This is a genomic window from Oxalobacteraceae bacterium OTU3CINTB1 (assembly GCA_024123955.1).
Lineage (GTDB): Bacteria > Pseudomonadota > Gammaproteobacteria > Burkholderiales > Burkholderiaceae_D > Rugamonas.
Genome location: CP099652.1, coordinates 761,573 through 778,663 on the forward strand (window position 1 = coordinate 761,573; position 17,091 = coordinate 778,663).

The window sequence follows — 17,091 nt, forward strand, 5'->3', positions numbered from 1 at the left end:
AAAAAAGTGACCGATATCGACGACGACTTGCCCCTCATCTATTCCCCTCTGAATGGGACAGTAAGCCGTGACGGCAGGAATGTTGAGGTGGAAATCTATCGCGCGGAAAATGAAGATTGGATACTCGAGGTGGTCGACGAGCATGGTAACTCGACCGTTTGGAATGATCCCTTCCCGACCGACCAGTCGGCGCTGGACGAGGTCATGCGCACCATCGATGAACAGGGCATCGACGCGGTGATCGGCCCGCCGGCGGGCCAGGACGAGCGCAATCCACGCATGCACGGCCTGTCCGATGCCGAACTGCGCGAGCTTGATGATTTTCTTGCCGACGAATCGATCGAATCGACGTCGATGAATCTCGCGATGCTCGACGGCTATCTTGCCGCGATCGCCATCGGTCCCGGGCTGATTCCTCCGTCCGCGTGGTTGCCTTGGGTATGGGACCATGCCGAAGGCCTCAACGAGCCCGGTTTCGACAACAACGCCCAGGCCAATCGTGTCCTTTCGCTGCTGATGCGGCATTACAACGCGGTCGTCGAGGCTTTCAATACCGATCCTGCCGGTTTCGAGCCCGTGTTCATGCGCGGCACGGGCTACGGCGCCGCCGAATGGTCGGATGGATTCCTCTCGGGGCTCCATTTTAATGAGCGCGCGTGGAACCTGCTTGCCGCCGAACGGCCGGCCTGGTTCGAGCCATTCATGCGCTTGGGGACCGGAGACGGCATGGCGAACACCGACAAGCAAGGCGATGCCGACCGGTGGATCGATGTCATCGTGCCGTCCTTGGTGGAGATCGCAGCCTATTGGACAGCGCGGCGAGCGATGCCCGGCGACGCACCCATGCCGGCAATGCCTATCGTCCGGGCGGCACCAAAGGTCGGGCGCAACGATCCTTGTCCTTGTGGCAGCGGGAAGAAATTCAAAAAATGCTGTGGCGATACGCCGACGGCGCCATCAACACTGCACTGAGGAGGAGGCCGCATGTGCCCATCCGCCCCGACCGGACCACGGTTCTTGCTTACACCTTACGTAGCGAGCACACGGTATCGAACCACGCCTGCATGCCCACCAGCGGCTGCGGGTTGATCGGCAGCAGCGCGTTGATGTTGACGCCATTGCCCTTGCCACCGTTCTTTTCGTCCCACCATACCCCCGCATTCAAATCGTCCAGTGCCGGCGCCGGGCCGAAGCCTTTGGCCGCGTCTGGCGCGATGCCGCGCGCGGCCACCTCGACCCGGCGTCCGCTGCGTCCCTCGCTGGCCCGCCCGCCGCTGATCCAGCCCACCGAATTCGACACCGCCACCACGCGCGGGTGCATGCCGCGCGTGACGAACACCCGCATCCGCGCCGAGCCGATCTTCTCGCCGGTGCCGCGATAGGCATGCTGCTCGGCCTTGTCCGCCGGCCCTGAACTCGGCCGGTAAGTGGTCAGCTCCACCATGTCGCCGCTCTTGAGCCCCATCTTTTTGGCCACGCCGGCGTTGATCCACATCGGATTGTCGTGCACGATCTCCGTCAGGTATTTTTGCGACGCGGTGCGCGCCTGCGTGTGCACGTTCCACTTGAACGTGGTCAGGATGAAGCGGTCCGCCGGCAGGTTGCGGTGCGAAGGGATCTGCGCGAAGGTCGGCAGCCCGTCATCGACGATGCCCAGCGTCTTGGCCACCTGCGTGATCTCCGGCGCGTGCACCTCGAACTTGCGCGACGGCGTGGTGAAGCCACGCACCGCCGCGTCGCCCACCCGCACGCCCACGGCGACCTCCTTGCCTTTATCGTTGGCGCGGTAGATCACGCCGGTGCCGGCATCGGTGCGGCTGCCCTCCAGCTGCTTGTCGTTCAGCGGCTTTTGATAGACCTGGTAAGGCTTGGGCTGCGAACGGTCGGCAAACACGCCGTAATGCTTCATATATTCGAAGCCATCCTTGAATTGCCGGCCGTCCGGCCCCGTCGTCGGCAGCTTGGCGCACTGCGCGCGCACGAAGTCCTCGTGGCTGCCGAACTGGAAATACTTGGCCTGTTCGGGCGCGAGCCTGCGGCCGATGTCGAACAGCACGTCGGCGAAGCTGCGCGCCTCGCCCGGCGGTGGTGTCAGCGGCTGGCGCAGCGCGACGTAGTGGGTCAGCTCGAGGTTGTTGCGTATGTCCATGCCCCAGCGTTCCAGGTAGGTGGCGTCGGGCAGGATCAGGTCCGCATAGTGCGCCATCTCGGAATAGACCACGTCCGAGCAGGCGTGGAACGGAATCAGTTTTTCGTCCAGCAGCACTTCGACCGTGGTGCTGCGGCCCTCGGGCCAGGTCATCGGCGATCCCAGCGTGTAGCTGATGTAGACGTCCAGCTTTGCGCGGCCCTGGCGCAGGTAGTCGTAGACGATCTGGCCGACCTTCATCTTCTGCCAGCGGTTCGCCAGCGGCCATTCGGGCGGATCTTCCAGGTCGGTGCGGATTTTCGGGCTCGGCGGAACGGGTTGCGGTTGCGGGTAGCGGCTGGCGGACAGCTTTTCATCGAGCCCGTAGCAATAGCCGCCCGGCTTGGCGATCGATCCGACCAGCGCGTTGAGCATCACCACCGCGCGTTCGGCATTGAAGCCGTTGTAGTGGGCGCCGGTACCACGGTTGGTGAAGGCGGCGACGGCCGGCCGCAGGCGCGCGAACTCCAGCGCCAGGCGTTCGATGTCGCGCGCGGCGATGCCGGACAGCTTGGCCGCCCATGCCGGCGTGCAGGTGGCCAGCCAGGCCCGCATTGTCTCCAACCCCGGCTGGACGAATTTGGCGACGAAGTCGTGGTCGATTTCGTTTTCGCGGATGATCACGTGCGCCATCGCCAGCGCGACGGCGCCCTCGGTGCCGGGGAAGGGCTGGTGCCATTCGTCGCTGCGGCCGGCGGTATTGGACAGGCGCACGTCGAAGGTGACCAGTTTTGCGCCGTGGTCGAAGCGCGCCTTGACCACGCGGCTGACCAGGTGCAGGCCGCCCTGGTGCGCCTCGTAGAAGTTGGCGCCGAAGTTGAGGAAGTATTTGCAGCGCTCGGCGTCGATCGACTCCCAGTCGGTCTCGCCGAGCGAGACGTAATTGGCGGCGCGCTTGTTGGAGGAGCACAGCGCGCGGTGGTTCAGCTGCACCGGCGTGCCGATCGCGCTCAGGAAGCGGTTGATCTCGGCGTCGATGCGCGAGCGGCCCTGGTGCAGCGCGACCCGCTCAGGGTGGCCGCTGGCAATGCTGGCCTTGATCCGTTCGGCCACTTCCGTGTAGGCCTGCTCCCAGCTGATGCGCTGCCATTTGCCCTCGCCGCGCGCGCCCACCCGTTTTAGCGGGTAGAGCAGGCGCTCCGGATAGTCGTTGATCGTCGGTCCGGACTGGCCCTTGGCGCAGGTCATGTAGCTGCCCATGTTCGGGTCGAGCGGATTGCCGCGAATTTTGATCACCTTTTCGTCCTGGACGAAGGCCTCGATGCCGCATACCGTCGAACAGTTCAGGCACACGCTGGTGACGCGCTTGGCGCTGCGGTAATCGTTTTTGACCTTGCGCTGGCGGCCGTCGGCGGCCGGCCGGTAGTTCATGGCGCCGGCGGCGTTTGGCGTGAGCAGGATGGTCTCGCCCAAACCCAGGGTGGCCATCGAGCCGATGCCGTTTTTGATGAATCCACGACGGTCCATGTCAGCCTCCCCGCGGTTTGTTGGCGCGCGGCGCGGCCGGCGGGAACTCGGACTTGAGCTGGTCCCAGGTCTCGACCTCGTACGAGAACGGGTCGTGGCTGCGGCCCTTGGGGATCTTGCGCTCCATCGCGCGCGGCACCACGCCGCCCAGACCCCGGTACTGCACCAGCGGACGGGTTTTTTCCTCCGGCTTGAGGGGCGCCGTCTGCGCGCGGTGTTTGGCATGGAACAGACTGACCTTGCTGGCCGGGTCGTTCAAGTCGCCGAAGGCGAAAACCTCGGCGGGGCAGACCTCCACGCAGGCCGGCTCCATGTCGGCGTCCAGCCGGTGCGAGCAGAAATCGCATTTGTCGGCCACTTCTGCCACCGGATCGATGTGGATAGCGCCGTAGGGACAGGCCTTGATGCAATCGCGGCTACGGTCGCAGACCGCGTCGTCGATGCGCACGATGCCGTCGGCGCCACGCGTGATCGCATCGGTGGGACAGGCGTCCAGGCAGGGCGCGTCCTCGCACTGCATGCACAGCGTTGGCAGGAAGGCACGCTTGGTCGTCGGCTGCTGGTTGTACGGATTGAGGGCGGCGAAATCGTAGTAATACACCTTGGTGCGGAAGTGGCCGAGCGAGACGGAGTTCTCGACTTTGCAGGCGACCGAACAGGCGTGGCAGCCGATGCAGCGTTCGAGATCGATGGCCATGCCCCATTTGGGGCCGGCGCTGGCGGTTGTGGTCATGAATGTCCCCGGTGAGATGCGCGAACTGCGATTGTAGAGCAGCGGCGCGGCGCTTCCGGCGCATGCACCAAAATAACGCATAAGCTTGTGCGGATTCGTTCGTTCATTCCCAACCCGGCGGTTGATAAAATGGCATCCCTATCTTTCATCGGACCACTTCAGTGCAAACACAATTTAAATTGAATCCGCTGGCGGCAGGCGCTATCGCGCTGCTGTGCGGCGCTGCCGGCTCGTCGAGCGCGCAGGTGGCGGGCTCGGAAACCCTGAACCCGCCCGCAGTCGTCGTCACCGGCTCGCGCATTCCGCGCGCCACGCTCGAGGGGCCGTCCGCCGTCACCATCATCACCGGCGAGGACATCACCAAGCAGGGCTACCGCAACGTCTTCGACGCCTTGAACAACCAGGCGCAGAACAGCGGCTTCACGCAGGGCGCCGACTACGGCAACACCTTCACGCCGTCGGCCAACACCATCAGCCTGCGCGGCCTGGGGCCGAACCACACGCTGGTGCTGCTCAACGGCCGTCGCATGGCCGACTTCCCGATCGCCTATGAAGGCACGGTCAACTTCACCAACCTGGCCAACATCCCCTCGAGCGTGGTCGAGCGCATCGAGATCCTCAGCGGCGGCGCGTCGGCCGTCTACGGCTCGGACGCGATCGCGGGGGTGGTCAATATCATCCTGAAAAAACAAGCGGAAGGTTACGATATCAACCTGAAAGCCGGCGGTACTTCGCGCGGCGGCGGCGGCGACAAGCGCCTGCAGGTCACCGGCGGCCACGCTTTCGACAAATTCAATACCCTGTTCAGCATCGAATTGCTGGAGCGCGATCCGCTGTGGAGCCGCGACCGCGATTTCATGAGCACCCGCACCGGCGTGGCGCCGACCTCGATCCTGGGCCGGCGCAATGTCACCAGCGGGCGCTATGTCGATCTGGGCGACGCCTGCGCGGGCCTGGGCGACGTCTTCAACGGCAGCGCCGTCAAATACACCGCCAGGACCGGCAGCTACTGCGCCAGCCCGAACGTCGGTCCCACCTACTGGACCACGCAAACCAAAAACAGCAGCCAGAACGTGTTCGGCAGCGCCAACTACGAGCTGTCGCCTTCCACCACCCTGTTCGTCGAGGGGTTATACGGCCAGAATCGCAGCGCGAACAACACGCGCGGCCCGTCGTGGACCTCGCGCTCGCTCACCGACGCCTATTTCGTCAACCAGAACACCGGCAACTACGAAGCGTGGAACAAATACATCTCGCCGGAGGAGATGGGCGGCGTTGATCGCTACAATCGCACCTGGGACGATCAAGCCAGTTCGCTGTCGTTCGGCGCCAAGGGGCAGCTCGCCGGCAGCTGGCAGTACGAGGCGGCCTACACGGCGTCGCTTTACAAAAGCCAGGCCAAGGCGCCGCGCGCGCTGGCCAATATCGACAGCTTCTTCCTTGGCCCGCAACTGGGCGTGGACGCCGACGGCGTGGCAATCTTCGCGCCCGACCAGTCGCGCCTGACGCGCCGTTTGACGCCGACGGAATTCGACAGCATCACCGGCTTCACCCACAGCGACGACAAGTCGTGGACCAATACTCTCAGCTTGTCCGCCAACGGCGAGGCGTTCGCGCTGCCGGCCGGTCCGGTCAGGCTGGCGACGGTGGCGGAGGTGGGCAAGCAGGGGTTCTCGAACCGTCCCGATGAACGCATCAACCAGGGCTACTTCAACCTGGCGCCGCCGGCCGACGTCACCGCCGGCACCCGCAAGCGTTACGCGCTGGGCGTGGAGGCGAACGTGCCGCTGCTGCAGCAGCTCTCGGCCACGCTGGCCGGCCGCTACGACCATTACAGCTACGCCGGCCGCGGCGAGGGCAAGGCCACCTACAACGGCGGCCTGGAATGGCGTCCCGTCAAGCAGGTGCTGGTGCGCGGTAACTACGCTACCAGCTTCCGGGCGCCGGACATGAACTATATCTTCAAGGCGCGCGGCACCGGCTACTATTCGTCGACCACCGACTACTACCGCTGCGCGAAGGCCGGCCAGCCGGTGGCCGATTGCGAGTTCGCCAACGTCTCGCCGGGATCGGACTATGTGCAGAACGGCAGCAAGGACCTGCGCGCGGAGCGGGGCCGTTCGACGGGCCTCGGCCTGGTGTGGTCCCCGAGCGCCGACTTCGACGTCTCGCTCGACTACTGGAACATCAAGATCGACGATCTGGTGACCAACCTGAGCGCCGACAAGCTGCTGCGCGACGAATCGGATTGCCGCATGGCCGGCGACCTGACGTCGCCGACATGCGCCGACGCCATCGCCCGCATCGAGCGCAACCCGCTCACCGCGCTCAACAAGCCGGGCGAGATCCGCCAGATCACGGTCAATCCGATCAACGCCGCGTCCACCAGCGTGAACGGCATCGATGTCAGCGTCAAGCATGTGCTGCGCACGGCCGGCTGGGGTCAGCTCGTCTCGAAGCTGAATTATTCGAAGACGCTGGAGAAGAAGTCGCGCCAGTTCTCGGGCGATCCGTTGAACGACGACCTCAAGGACCTGACCAATCCGGATTGGCGCGACAAGCTCAATGCGAGTGTGACGTGGAATCTGGAGAAGTGGTCGAACACGCTGTTCGTGCAGCGCTACAGCAAGGTGCCCAACGGCGCCGGCGAGGCGTATCTGACGCCGACGACGCTGGTCAATGCGAGCGTGGTGTATCGTTTGAATCCGAGCACCACGATCTCCGTGGCGGTCAACAACCTGTTCAACAAGGTCAAGAGCGACACCAGCGGCGGTTGGCCGTATTACCCGGTCGGGAGCTACAGCCCGGTCGGACGTCAAGGCTGGGTGGAACTGAACTACCATTTCGGTTCCTGACGCATTGGCGGATTACGCGCTGCGCGCCAATCCGCCATGCCCCGCATATTCCGTCACCCAATACGCCAGCGCCAGGGCCGGGAAGGCCATGCCGGTCAGCAGCGCCGCATGCCAGCCGTGCGTGGCGAACATCCAGCCGCCCAGCGCCGAACCGAGCGCGCCGCCGGCGAAGAACAGCGCGAAATACACCCCGTTCAAGCGGCTGCGCACCTCCGCGCCCAGGGTGAAGATGGCGCGCTGGCCGAGCACCAGGTTGGCCGCCACGCCCATATCGAGCACGATCGAGGCGATCACCAGTATCGCCAGGCCGACGTTGCGCGATTCCGGCGCGATCATCGGCAGGGCGAAGCCGACCACGCCCAGCGCCAGCGCGGCGGCCGTCGCCATCAGGGTGTGGCCCGCATCGGCCAGGCGCCCGGCGATCGGCGAGGCCACCGCGCCGGCCATGCCGACCAGCGCGAAGATGGCGATGCCGGTCTGCGACAGGTGGAACTGCGGACCGGCCAGCATCAGCGGCGTGACGGTCCAGAATAAACTGAACGATCCAAACAGGCCGGCGTGGTAGGCGGCGCGGCGGCGCAGCAGCGGCGTGCGCAGGAACAGGTGCCACAGGGACGCCATCAGCGCCGGGTAGGTGATGTTCGACGTCGGCACCCGCAGCGGCAGTTTGGCGCGCAGCACCAGCGCCACGGCCAGCACGATGATCGCGGCGCCGCCGAAGACGACGTGCCAGTTGCTGGCGTCGGCCACCAGGCTGGCGACCGGGCGCGCCAGCATGATCCCCAACAGCAGGCCGCTGACCACCTTGCCCACGGTATGGCCGCGCGTCGATTCCTTCGACAGGTGCGCGGCGAACGGCACGATGATCTGCGCCGCCACCGAGCCGAGGCCGATGCCCAGCGCCGCCGTCAAGAACACCCAGGCGCTGGTGCTGAACGCGGCCAGCACCAGCATCGCCGATGTGAACAGCAGGCCGCTGACGATCAGGCGGCGGTTTTCCAGCAGGTCGCCCAGCGGGACGACGAACAGCAGGCCGATGGTGTAGCCGATCTGCGTCAACGTGACGATCAGGCCCGCCGCCTGCGCCGACAGGCCGGTGGCGGCGCTGATCGGGCCGACCAGCGTTTGCGCGTAATACAGGTTGGCGACGATCAGGCCCGTCGCGGCGGCCAGCAACAGCACCATGCCGGGGCTGATGTCGGTTTCCGAAGATTTGTTCATGATGGCTCCAGGAATGGAATTTCGATGAGCCCAGTGTAGGCGAAACGGCGATGAAGATAATTAGGGCATAATGCTCCCATACTTTTCACTTTATATGAACAATCATGGATCGTTTGAAGGCCATGCAGGTGTTTGTGCGCATCGTCGAGGCCAATAGCTACACCAAGGCGGCCGAAACGCTGGACCTGCCGCGCGCCGCGTTGACGGCGACGATCAAGAAGCTGGAGGCGTTTCTGGGCACCCAACTGCTGCAGCGGACCACGCGCCGCCTGTCGCTGACGCCCGACGGCGCCGACTACTTCAGGAAATGCCTCGATATCCTGCAGGCGGTGGACGACGCCGAGGGCACTTTCCGCGGCCAGCGCGCCGCCACGCCCAAAGGCCGGCTGCGGGTCGAGCTGCCCGGCGCGGTCGGCCGCAACCTGGTCATGCCGCACATCGGCGCCTTTTGCCGCGACTATCCGGAGATCGATCTGGTCGTGTCCCTGAGCGAACAGGTGAAGGATTTGACGCGCGAAGGGCTGGACTGCTCGCTGCGCGTGGGCGACCTGCAGGATTCATCGATGATCGGCCGGCGCCTGGGCAGCATGGGCTTCCTGACCTGCGCCTCGCCGGCCTACCTGGCCGCCCACGGCGTGCCGCGCACGCTGGAGGACCTGCACGCGCATCGCGGCGTGACGCATTTTTCCGGCCGCACCGGCCGTCCGTTCGACTGGGATTTCGTCGCCGACGGCCGCGTGGTGACGGTGGCCGTGCGCGGCGCCATCGCGGTCAACGATCCGGACGCCTACATCATCTGCGCGCTGCAGGACATGGGCCTGATCCAGGCGGCGCGCTACCAGGTGCGCCATCACCTGGCCAGCGGCGCGCTGGTCGAGGTGCTGCACGCCATGCCGCCGACGCCGATGCCGATTTCGCTGCTGTATCCACAAGGCCGCATGGCGTCGCCGCGCCTGAACGTGTTCGCCGCCTGGCTGGCCGGGCTGTTCCGCGACGATGCCGACCTGCAAGCCTGAATTGTAAAAAGCGTTGTTTTACTGGCATCCCGGACGCCGTGCCGGTCTATAATATTCCCATGAAAAAACATTCGATACGTTTGGCGGCAGCAGCCGCAACGTCGCTGGCGCTGCTGTCGGCGTGCGGCGGCGGCGGCGGTGGCGACGCGCCCGCGGCCACCCCCGCGCCGCCGGTCGGCGTCACGCCGACGCCGACGCCACCGGTGGTGCCGACGCCGTCGCCCGCTCCCGATCCGACTCCGTCCACGCCGGTGGGCCCGCCCGTGATCGATCCCAACAATCCACCCGACTGGCTGGCGCTGGCCAACCGCTGCGAGCATCCGCTTCCGGGCAGCTCGGACCGGCAAGGTTCGCTGATGGACGAATTGAAGTGGCTGCGCTCCTTCTATAGCGAGACCTATCTGTGGTACCGCGAGCTGCCCGCCAACCCGCGGCTGGAGAACTACACGCGCGCGGTGGACTTCTTCGCCGACTACAAGACGTTTGCCACCACCGCCTCCGGCCGGGCCAAGGACCGCTTCCACTTCACCTATCCGACCGAAGTGTGGGAAGGGCTGTCGAGTTCCGGCACGGAGGTCGGTTACGGCGTGACCTGGGCGCGCAACGCCGACCCGGCGGCGCCGCGCGTATGGGCGGTGGCGATGGTGTCGCCGGCGTCGCCCGGCGCGCTGGCCGGCTTGCAGCGCGGCGACGGCCTGCTCTCCGTCGACGGCGTCGCGTTGACCGACACGACCAGCGACGGCGTCGCGCGGCTCAACGCCGGCCTGTTCCCCGCCACCGCCGGCGAGACGCACAGCCTGGTGCTGACGCGCGCCGGCGTGCCGCTGACGGTCAACCTGGCCTCCAGGCAGGTGAGCAATCCGCCGGTGCAGAACGTCAAAACCATCGACACGCCGACCGGCAAGGTCGGCTACCTGCAGTTCGACGACCACAATCAGCTGTCCGAGAGCGAGCTGGCGAAGGCGATCGGCACGTTCAAGGCGGCCAACATCGTCGATCTGGTGCTCGACATGCGCTATAACGGCGGCGGCTACCTGGCCGTGGCCAACGAGCTGGCCTACATGATCGCCGGACCCGCGGCCACCAGCGGCAAGATCTTCGAGCAGCTGCAATACAACGACAAGACCACGCCGCAGCCGCCGGACATGTTCCGCACCAAGGCTTACGGCTTCAAGTCGTCGCAGCTGGCCGCCGGCGCCGCGCTGCCCTATCTGGGGCTCAAGCGCGTCACCATCCTGACCACGCCGGGCACCTGCTCGGCCAGTGAATCGGTGATCAACGGCTTGCGCGGCATCGACGTCGAAGTCAATTTGATCGGCGGCGAAACCTGCGGCAAGCCATACGGCTTTGTGCCGGCGAATAACTGCGGCACCACCTACTTCGCGATCCAGCTGCAGGGCGCCAACCACAAGGGCTTCGGCGACTACGCCGATGGTTTCCAGCCGACCTGCCGCGCCGACGACGACTTCGATCACGTGTTGGGCGACAGCGCCGAGCGGCTGCTATCGACGGCGCTCAGCTACCGCGCGAGCGGCGCCTGCCCGGCGCAGCCGGCCATGAACCGCGCGCGCTCCGCCACCGCCACCATCGGTTCCGGCGCCATGACGCTGGTGCGCCCACAGGCCAGGGAAATCGCGATCCGCAATCGCTAGCGCGCAAAGCCGACTATAATTTCCAGCGTACCCGGTGCCGGCGCAGGCACCGGTCGATCAACCCCACGCTGGAAGTTCGTCCATGATCCGTTCCGCCATACTGCTTGCCTTTGCCTCCGCCACCACTGCCATCACCGCCACCACCGCCGGCGCCGCGCCGGCCACCGCCGCCGCTTCCCTGAGCACCATCGCCGAGCGATCCGGCTTCCAGAACACCGGCCGTTACGACGAGGTGGTCGCGCTGTGCGCGCGCTTCCAGAAGGCCTATCCGAAGCAGGTGCGATGCTTCGAATTCGGCCGCACGCCGGAAGGCCGTCCGATGCTGGCGCTGGCCGTCTCGCGCACCGGCGCGCTGACCGCCGAGCAGGCGAAAAAGCGCGGTCTGCCGGTGCTGCTGGTCCAGGGCGGCATCCACGCCGGCGAGATCGACGGCAAGGACGCCGGCTTCCTGGCGCTGCGCGAGGCGCTGGAGGACAAGGCCGCCCCCGGCGCGCTGGACAAGCAGGTGCTGTTGTTCGTCCCGGTGTTCAACGTCGACGGCCATGAGCGCTTCGGCAAATGGAACCGGCCGAACCAGCGCGGCCCGGTCGAAATGGGCTGGCGCACGACGGCGCAGAACTACAACCTCAATCGCGACTACGTCAAGGCCGACGCCCCGGAGATGCAGTCCATGCTGGCGCTGGTGAACGCCTGGGACCCGCTGGCCTACATCGACCTGCACGTGACCGACGGCGCCAAGTTCCAGCCGGACGTCTCGATCCAGGTCGAGCCGGTGCACGGCGGCGACGAGGACCTGAAGCAGGCCGGCCTGGCGCTGCGCACCGCCGTGATGGCGGACCTCGCGGCGCAGGGCTCGGATCCCAAGCCGTACTACATCTCGTTCGCGCTCAACGACGATCCGACCTCCGGCTTTGTCGACAGCATGCCGGCGCCGCGTTTTTCGACCGGCTACTTCCCGATGCGTAACCGCTTCGCGATGCTGGTCGAGACCCACTCGTGGAAGGATTATCCGACCCGCGTGCGCATCACGCGCAACACCATCGTCTCGCTGCTGTCGCAGGTCGGCGCGCACGGACAGCAGTGGCTGAAGGCGGCGCGCGAGGCGGACGCGCGCGCGGCGGCGCTGGCCGGTGCCGAGGTGCCGCTGAGCTATCGCACCACCTACAACACCAAGACCATCCAGTTCCCCGGCTACGAATACACGCGCGCGCATTCGGAAGTGTCGGGCGGTTTGATGACGCACTACGACGAAAGCAAGCCGCAGATGTGGACCGTGCCCCTGCGCGACGAGATCGTGCCCGATTTGCGGGTGGCCGCGCCAAGGGGCGGCTATCTGGTGCCGCTGGCCGACGCGCCCCGGGTGGCGGCCAAGCTGAAACAGCACGGCATCACGTTCAAGGTGCTGGGCGCGGACCAGATGGCGGCGGAGGTGGAGACTTTCCGCGCCAGCAAAGCCACATTCGGCGCGCAGTCGTTCGAAGGGCGGCAGTCGCTGGCGGTCGAAGGCGATTGGGGCCGCGAACGCCGCAGCGTGGCCAAGGGTTCGCTGTTTGTGCCGATCGCGCAGCCCAAGGCGCGCCTGGTGATGACGATGCTCGAGCCGCGCGGCGCCGATTCGCTGCTGGCGTGGGGCGAGTTCAATAATGCCTTCGAGCGCAAGGAGTACATGGAGGAGTATGTGGCCGAGGACGTCGCGCGCGAGCAGCTCGAAGCCGATCCGGCGCTGCGCGCCGAGTTCCAGAAAAAGCTCGACACCGACGCCGAGTTCAACAAGAGCCAGCAGGCGCGCCTGGAGTTCTTCGCCCGCCGCCATGCGTCGTGGGACGAGCGCTTCAACCTCTACCCGGTGATGCGCACGGCGCAGAAGTTTTAAGCGGGGAGGGGGGCGGTGGGCTGAATAGCCCGTGCGGGAAACGGTCTCTTTTGGCTGTCTCTTTTTGTCGCTTTTGGTCTCTTTCGGTCTCCCGCCTGTTTTAAAGCAGGCAGGAGTAGAAAAGAGACAAAAAGAGACCGAAAGAGACCAGCGAAAGAGACTCGTTCCCGCACGGTGTGGTTTGGGCTTGCATCTCGCTGGTCCCGAGCAAGGTGGTGGAGCTATCGCTTTCGCGCAGTGTGCCAAATCTGAAGTATCTCAATCCGGCCGGCTTTGATGCGATAAGTAATCAAGACCAGTGGGTTTGCAGGTCAGGCGCCATGACGAGCGAACCACTCGTCGACCTCGTCCTTCGAGGCGAAATCGCCGTCGTCTGCCGCAGCGACGGCTTCCTGCAGATCGAGCAACTGCGGCACCCGCCAAGTGACGTAGTGCCTCAGCGCATCTTGCGCAATTGATTCAGCCGGTTGGCCGGACAAGGTTTCGATTTTGTCCATGGCCTGCTTCAATTCAGGCGACATCGCGACTTCGATGTTGAGGTTGTCACTCATGACGCACTCCCGTTAAGAACCGGCTTTGATTATATGCCTGTTACGGCGCGCGCTTGAGCACTTCGCTCTGGATCGCGAACGCGCCGTTGACGCCATCGAGCGTGATGCTCTCGTCCTTGTCGAACAGGATGTCGCCGGTGAAGGCGCCTTCGGCTTCGCGCATTTCGTTTTTGCTGAAGTCGAACAGGCCGCGGTCCATCATGTGCGACGGCTTGATGTTGCCCATCGCGGTGAACATGCTCTTGATCCACAGCGGATTTTTCTGCTGCCAGGTCGCCAGCATCTCCTTCATCGCCTGCCGCTGCAAATTCGGCTGCGAGCCGCACAGGTTGCACGGGATGATGGGGAAGCCCATCTTGCCGGCGTATTTTTCGATGTCCTGCTCGCGGCAGTAGGCCAGCGGGCGGATCACCACGTTCTCGCCGTCGTCGGCCGTCAGCTTGGCCGGCATGGTCTTGATGGTCCCGCCGTAGAACATATTGAGCAGGAAGGTCTCGAGGATGTCGCCCTGGTGGTGGCCCAGCGCGATCTTGGTCGCGCCCAGCTCCTTGGCGGTGCGGTACAGGATGCCCCGGCGCAGGCGCGAGCACAGCGAGCAGGTGGTCTTGCCCGGCTCGATCTTCTCGGTGACGATGCTGTAGGTGTCCTGCTCGACGATCTTGTACGGCACGCCGATCTTTTCAAAATACTCCGGCAGCACGTGCTCCGGGAAGCCCGGCTGCTTTTGATCGAGGTTGACCGCGATCAGGTCGAACTTGACCGGCGCGATTTTCCGCAGGTGCATCAGGATGTCGAGCATCGCGTAGCTGTCCTTGCCGCCGGACATGCAGACCATCACCAGGTCGCCCTCGGTGATCATGTCGAAATCGACGATCGCCTTGCCGGTTTGCGTGCGCAGCTTCTTTTGCAGCAGCTCGAAGCGGCGCGAATCGGTCGGGTCGCGCTCCGGCGCGGCGGCTGCGGCGTGGTGTTCTTGCGGGAGGTGCAGTGGGGCGTTCATATCAGACGTTGTCCTTGATCTTGAAGACTTCGACGCCGACGCCTTCGCAGTCCGGGTACACGTCCGGCTTCATCGTCGACACGCGGGCGGCGCGCACGCGCGGGTGGTCCAGCATCGCGCGCACGATGTCGTCGCACAGGCTTTCCTGCAGCTGCACGTGGCCGCGCGCCATCAGCTTGGCGATGGTGTCGCGGATGAAGTCATAGTCGACCACCTCGTCCAGCTGGTCGTGGGTCGGCGTCGACACCGCCAGCGGGATGTACAGGTCGACGTTGATCAGCAGCCGCTGCTCGCCCTTTTTCTCGAATTCGTACACGCCGATGTTGATCAGCACTTCGTAATTGCGCAGGAACAGGCGGCGGCAGTCGGTCAGACTCGGGTGGGACAGGGCGGACAACATGGGATTACCTTCTTTCGATTTAAATTCTACTTATTCAGCGAGCTTATTTAGCCAAAAACATCACGTCGCGCGGCAGCGGCATCAGGTGCTGGCCGCCGTCGACCAGCAGGGTGGTGCCGGTCATGGCGCGCGCCGAGGCGGCGTAGACGACGCTGTCGGCGATGTCTTCGGGGGTGCTGGAACGGCCCAGCGGGGTTTGCTGGTGCGCGTTGGCGAAACCGGCTTCGGTCTGGTCGCCGGACACCATCGTGATGCCGGGCGCGATGCCGACCACCCGCACCGCCGGCGCCAGCTGCTGCGCCAGCATCGTGGTGGCGGTGTGCAGCGCGGCCTTGGACAGGGTGTACGACAAAAAATCAGGATTGAGATTGTACAGTTTCTGGTCGAGCAGATTGATGACGGCGGCCGGCTCGCCGCCGCTGCCAACGGTCGCCGCGTGCAGCGCCTGCGACAGCAAAATCGGCGCGGCGACGTTGGCGCGCATGTGGGCGTCGAGGCGGGCGGCGGTGAAATCGGCGGCGCTGTCGTAGTCGAACAGCGAGGCGTTGTTGACCACGCAGCGCACCGGCCCGAGGGCGGCGATGGCGCGCGGCAGCAGTTCGCGCACCGCCGCTTCGTCCGACAGGTCGCATTGCAGCGCGACGGCGCGCCGGCCCAGCGCGACGATGTCGGCCGCCACCTGGCGCGCCTCGTCCGCCGAGGCGCGGTAGTGCACCGCCACGTCCCAGCCGGCGCGCGCCAGCCCGAGCGCGATGGCGCGGCCGATGCGGCGCCCGGCGCCGGTCACCAGGGCGACGCGGACGGGCGCCGGCGCTGCCGGGGTGGGGGAGGTGGAGTGCTGCGTTGTGGTCATAGTCGCTGTTCAAAAAATGTTGTGGGTGTCACGTAATATCACGCACCTGCGCCGATTCGCTACAATGCCGGTATGTCCCTACCCGTACCTTCTAGCGACGCGCTGGCCGCGTCCCACGCCCTGCAGAACCTGATCGCCGCCGACATCGAACGCCATGACGGCGCGATTTCCTTCGCCCGCTTCATGGAGCTGGCCCTGTACGCGCCCGATCTGGGCTACTACAGCGGCGGCTCCGCCAAGCTTGGCAAAGATGGCGATTTTACAACCGCGCCGGAACTGACGCCGCTGTTCGGCGCCGCGCTGGCGCGTGTCGCAGCCGCTATTATCGCCCAAAGCGCGTCGCGCATCCTCGAATTCGGCGCCGGCACCGGCAAGCTGGCGTTCGACATCCTGAGCGCGCTGGCGGCCGACGGCGTCGCCGTCGAGCGCTATTTCATCGTCGAACTGTCCGGCGAACTGCGCGCGCGCCAGCGCGAGCGGTTGCGCGACTTCCCGCAGGTGGAATGGCTCGACGCGCTGCCGGACGCCTTCGACGGCGTCGTTTTCGGCAACGAGGTGCTCGACGCCATGCCGGTGCACCTGGTCACCAGGCACCCGCAAGGCTGGCAGGAGCTGCGCGTGACGGTGCGCGACGGCCGCTTCGACTGGCTCGAGGCGCCGGCCGACGCGGCGCTGCTGGCGCAGATCGAGCGCCAGGTCGCCGGCCACGCCGAACTGCCGGTCGGTTACGTCACCGAGGTGCACGGCGTCGCCTGCGGCTTCATGGCCACCCTGGGGCGCATGCTGCGCGACGGCGGCGCCAACGCCGCCTTCCTGTTCGACTACGGCTTCCCGGCGCACGAATACTATCTGGACCTGCGCGCCACCGGCACCCTGATGTGCCACTACCGCCACCACGCCCATCCGGACCCGTTCTATTACCCCGGCCTGCAGGACATCACCGCCCACGTCGATTTCACGGCGATGGCGCTGGCGGCGCAGGACGCCGGCGCCGGCGTGCTGGCGTACCTGAACCAGGCCGCCTTCCTGATCGGCGCCGGCATCGGCGAGCTGCTGATGCGCACCGACCCTGCCGACACCAAGCATTACCTGCCGCGGGCGGGCGCCGTGCAAAAACTGCTGTCGCCGGCCGAGATGGGCGAATTGTTTAAAGTCTTGGTTATAGGAAAGAACGTCACATTGCCCGACGCCATCACAATGCATGACCGCAGTCATCGTTTGTAGACAAAATGACACAATGGCGGGAAAGGCAAAGGCCGCCGCCGCCTGAACGGCGGGATGG

The 17,091-nt window shown here is 65.6% G+C and carries 13 protein-coding genes; 6 read left to right on the top strand and 7 right to left on the bottom strand.

Going from position 1 to position 17,091, the window contains the following annotated elements; genetic code table 11:
* Window positions 1–6 precede the first annotated feature (6 nt).
* A complete protein-coding gene (locus NHH73_03325) occupies window positions 7–972 on the top strand; it encodes a UPF0149 family protein (protein ID USX27346.1) in 966 nt (321 codons plus the stop codon).
* 49 nt (window positions 973–1,021) lie between these two features.
* On the opposite strand, the gene NHH73_03330 is transcribed toward NHH73_03325, so the two are convergent.
* On the bottom strand, window positions 1,022–3,655 hold the full coding sequence (locus NHH73_03330; GenBank protein USX27347.1) for a molybdopterin-dependent oxidoreductase: 2,634 nt from the start codon (window positions 3,653–3,655) through the stop codon (window positions 1,022–1,024).
* 1 nt (window position 3,656) lies between these two features.
* Window positions 3,657–4,388, bottom strand: a complete 732-nt coding sequence (locus NHH73_03335) for a 4Fe-4S dicluster domain-containing protein (protein USX27348.1) — start codon at window positions 4,386–4,388, stop codon at window positions 3,657–3,659.
* Window positions 4,389–4,549: 161 nt separating this feature from the next.
* Here NHH73_03335 and NHH73_03340 point away from each other — a divergent pair, with 161 nt between their 5' ends.
* Window positions 4,550–7,243 carry a TonB-dependent receptor gene (locus NHH73_03340; GenBank protein ID USX27349.1) on the top strand — a complete coding sequence of 898 codons (2,694 nt, stop codon included), beginning with the start codon at window positions 4,550–4,552 and terminating at the stop codon, window positions 7,241–7,243.
* Window positions 7,244–7,255: 12 nt separating this feature from the next.
* On the opposite strand, the gene NHH73_03345 is transcribed toward NHH73_03340, so the two are convergent.
* A complete protein-coding gene (locus NHH73_03345) occupies window positions 7,256–8,464 on the bottom strand; it encodes an MFS transporter (protein ID USX27350.1) in 1,209 nt (402 codons plus the stop codon).
* A 104-nt stretch (window positions 8,465–8,568) separates the two neighbouring features.
* On the opposite strand from NHH73_03345, the gene NHH73_03350 reads away from it, so the two are divergent.
* The 3 genes from NHH73_03350 to NHH73_03360 all read left to right on the top strand — a co-directional run bounded on the left by NHH73_03350 (window position 8,569) and on the right by NHH73_03360 (window position 13,005).
* The gene (locus tag NHH73_03350) at window positions 8,569–9,480 is read left to right on the top strand and encodes a LysR family transcriptional regulator (protein USX27351.1); all 912 of its coding nucleotides are present in this window, start codon (window positions 8,569–8,571) and stop codon (window positions 9,478–9,480) included.
* A gap of 59 nt (window positions 9,481–9,539) precedes the next feature.
* Window positions 9,540–11,132: a S41 family peptidase gene (locus NHH73_03355; protein ID USX27352.1), complete on the top strand. Its 1,593-nt coding sequence runs from the start codon at window positions 9,540–9,542 to the stop codon at window positions 11,130–11,132.
* Between the two features lie 82 nt (window positions 11,133–11,214).
* Entirely contained in the window at window positions 11,215–13,005 is a 1,791-nt protein-coding gene (locus tag NHH73_03360) for a M14 family metallopeptidase (protein ID USX27353.1), read from the top strand.
* A gap of 311 nt (window positions 13,006–13,316) precedes the next feature.
* On the opposite strand, the gene NHH73_03365 is transcribed toward NHH73_03360, so the two are convergent.
* Genes NHH73_03365 through NHH73_03380 form a run of 4 tightly spaced genes read right to left on the bottom strand, consistent with a single transcriptional unit; the run spans window position 13,317 to window position 15,809 of the window.
* Window positions 13,317–13,556, bottom strand: coding sequence for a hypothetical protein (locus tag NHH73_03365; protein USX27354.1), 240 nt, complete (start codon window positions 13,554–13,556; stop codon window positions 13,317–13,319).
* Window positions 13,557–13,596: 40 nt separating this feature from the next.
* Window positions 13,597–14,556, bottom strand: a complete 960-nt coding sequence (gene ttcA / locus NHH73_03370; GenBank protein USX27355.1) for a tRNA 2-thiocytidine(32) synthetase TtcA — start codon at window positions 14,554–14,556, stop codon at window positions 13,597–13,599.
* A gap of 1 nt (window position 14,557) precedes the next feature.
* Window positions 14,558–14,956, bottom strand: coding sequence for a dihydroneopterin aldolase (locus tag NHH73_03375; GenBank protein USX27356.1), 399 nt, complete (start codon window positions 14,954–14,956; stop codon window positions 14,558–14,560).
* 43 nt (window positions 14,957–14,999) lie between these two features.
* Window positions 15,000–15,809 carry an SDR family oxidoreductase gene (locus NHH73_03380; GenBank protein ID USX27357.1) on the bottom strand — a complete coding sequence of 270 codons (810 nt, stop codon included), beginning with the start codon at window positions 15,807–15,809 and terminating at the stop codon, window positions 15,000–15,002.
* Window positions 15,810–15,881: 72 nt separating this feature from the next.
* Between NHH73_03380 and NHH73_03385 the strand changes: the two genes are divergently transcribed.
* Window positions 15,882–17,033 (top strand): SAM-dependent methyltransferase, encoded by a 1,152-nt coding sequence (locus tag NHH73_03385; GenBank protein ID USX27358.1) that lies wholly within the window; start codon window positions 15,882–15,884, stop codon window positions 17,031–17,033.
* Window positions 17,034–17,091: the final 58 nt, after the last annotated feature.

What these genes read in the sequence shown, in the direction of transcription:
- NHH73_03330 (USX27347.1), bottom strand. Translation starts at nt 3,655, where the DNA reads ATGGACCGTCGTGGATTCATCAAAAACGGCATCGGCTCGATGGCCACC.
- NHH73_03335 (USX27348.1), bottom strand. Translation starts at nt 4,388, where the DNA reads ATGACCACAACCGCCAGCGCCGGCCCCAAATGGGGCATGGCCATCGAT.
- NHH73_03345 (USX27350.1), bottom strand. Translation starts at nt 8,464, where the DNA reads ATGAACAAATCTTCGGAAACCGACATCAGCCCCGGCATGGTGCTGTTG.
- NHH73_03350 (USX27351.1), top strand. Translation starts at nt 8,569, where the DNA reads ATGGATCGTTTGAAGGCCATGCAGGTGTTTGTGCGCATCGTCGAGGCC.
- NHH73_03355 (USX27352.1), top strand. Translation starts at nt 9,540, where the DNA reads ATGAAAAAACATTCGATACGTTTGGCGGCAGCAGCCGCAACGTCGCTG.
- NHH73_03360 (USX27353.1), top strand. Translation starts at nt 11,215, where the DNA reads ATGATCCGTTCCGCCATACTGCTTGCCTTTGCCTCCGCCACCACTGCC.
- NHH73_03365 (USX27354.1), bottom strand. Translation starts at nt 13,556, where the DNA reads ATGAGTGACAACCTCAACATCGAAGTCGCGATGTCGCCTGAATTGAAG.
- ttcA (USX27355.1), bottom strand. Translation starts at nt 14,556, where the DNA reads ATGAACGCCCCACTGCACCTCCCGCAAGAACACCACGCCGCAGCCGCC.
- NHH73_03375 (USX27356.1), bottom strand. Translation starts at nt 14,956, where the DNA reads ATGTTGTCCGCCCTGTCCCACCCGAGTCTGACCGACTGCCGCCGCCTG.
- NHH73_03380 (USX27357.1), bottom strand. Translation starts at nt 15,809, where the DNA reads ATGACCACAACGCAGCACTCCACCTCCCCCACCCCGGCAGCGCCGGCG.
- NHH73_03385 (USX27358.1), top strand. Translation starts at nt 15,882, where the DNA reads ATGTCCCTACCCGTACCTTCTAGCGACGCGCTGGCCGCGTCCCACGCC.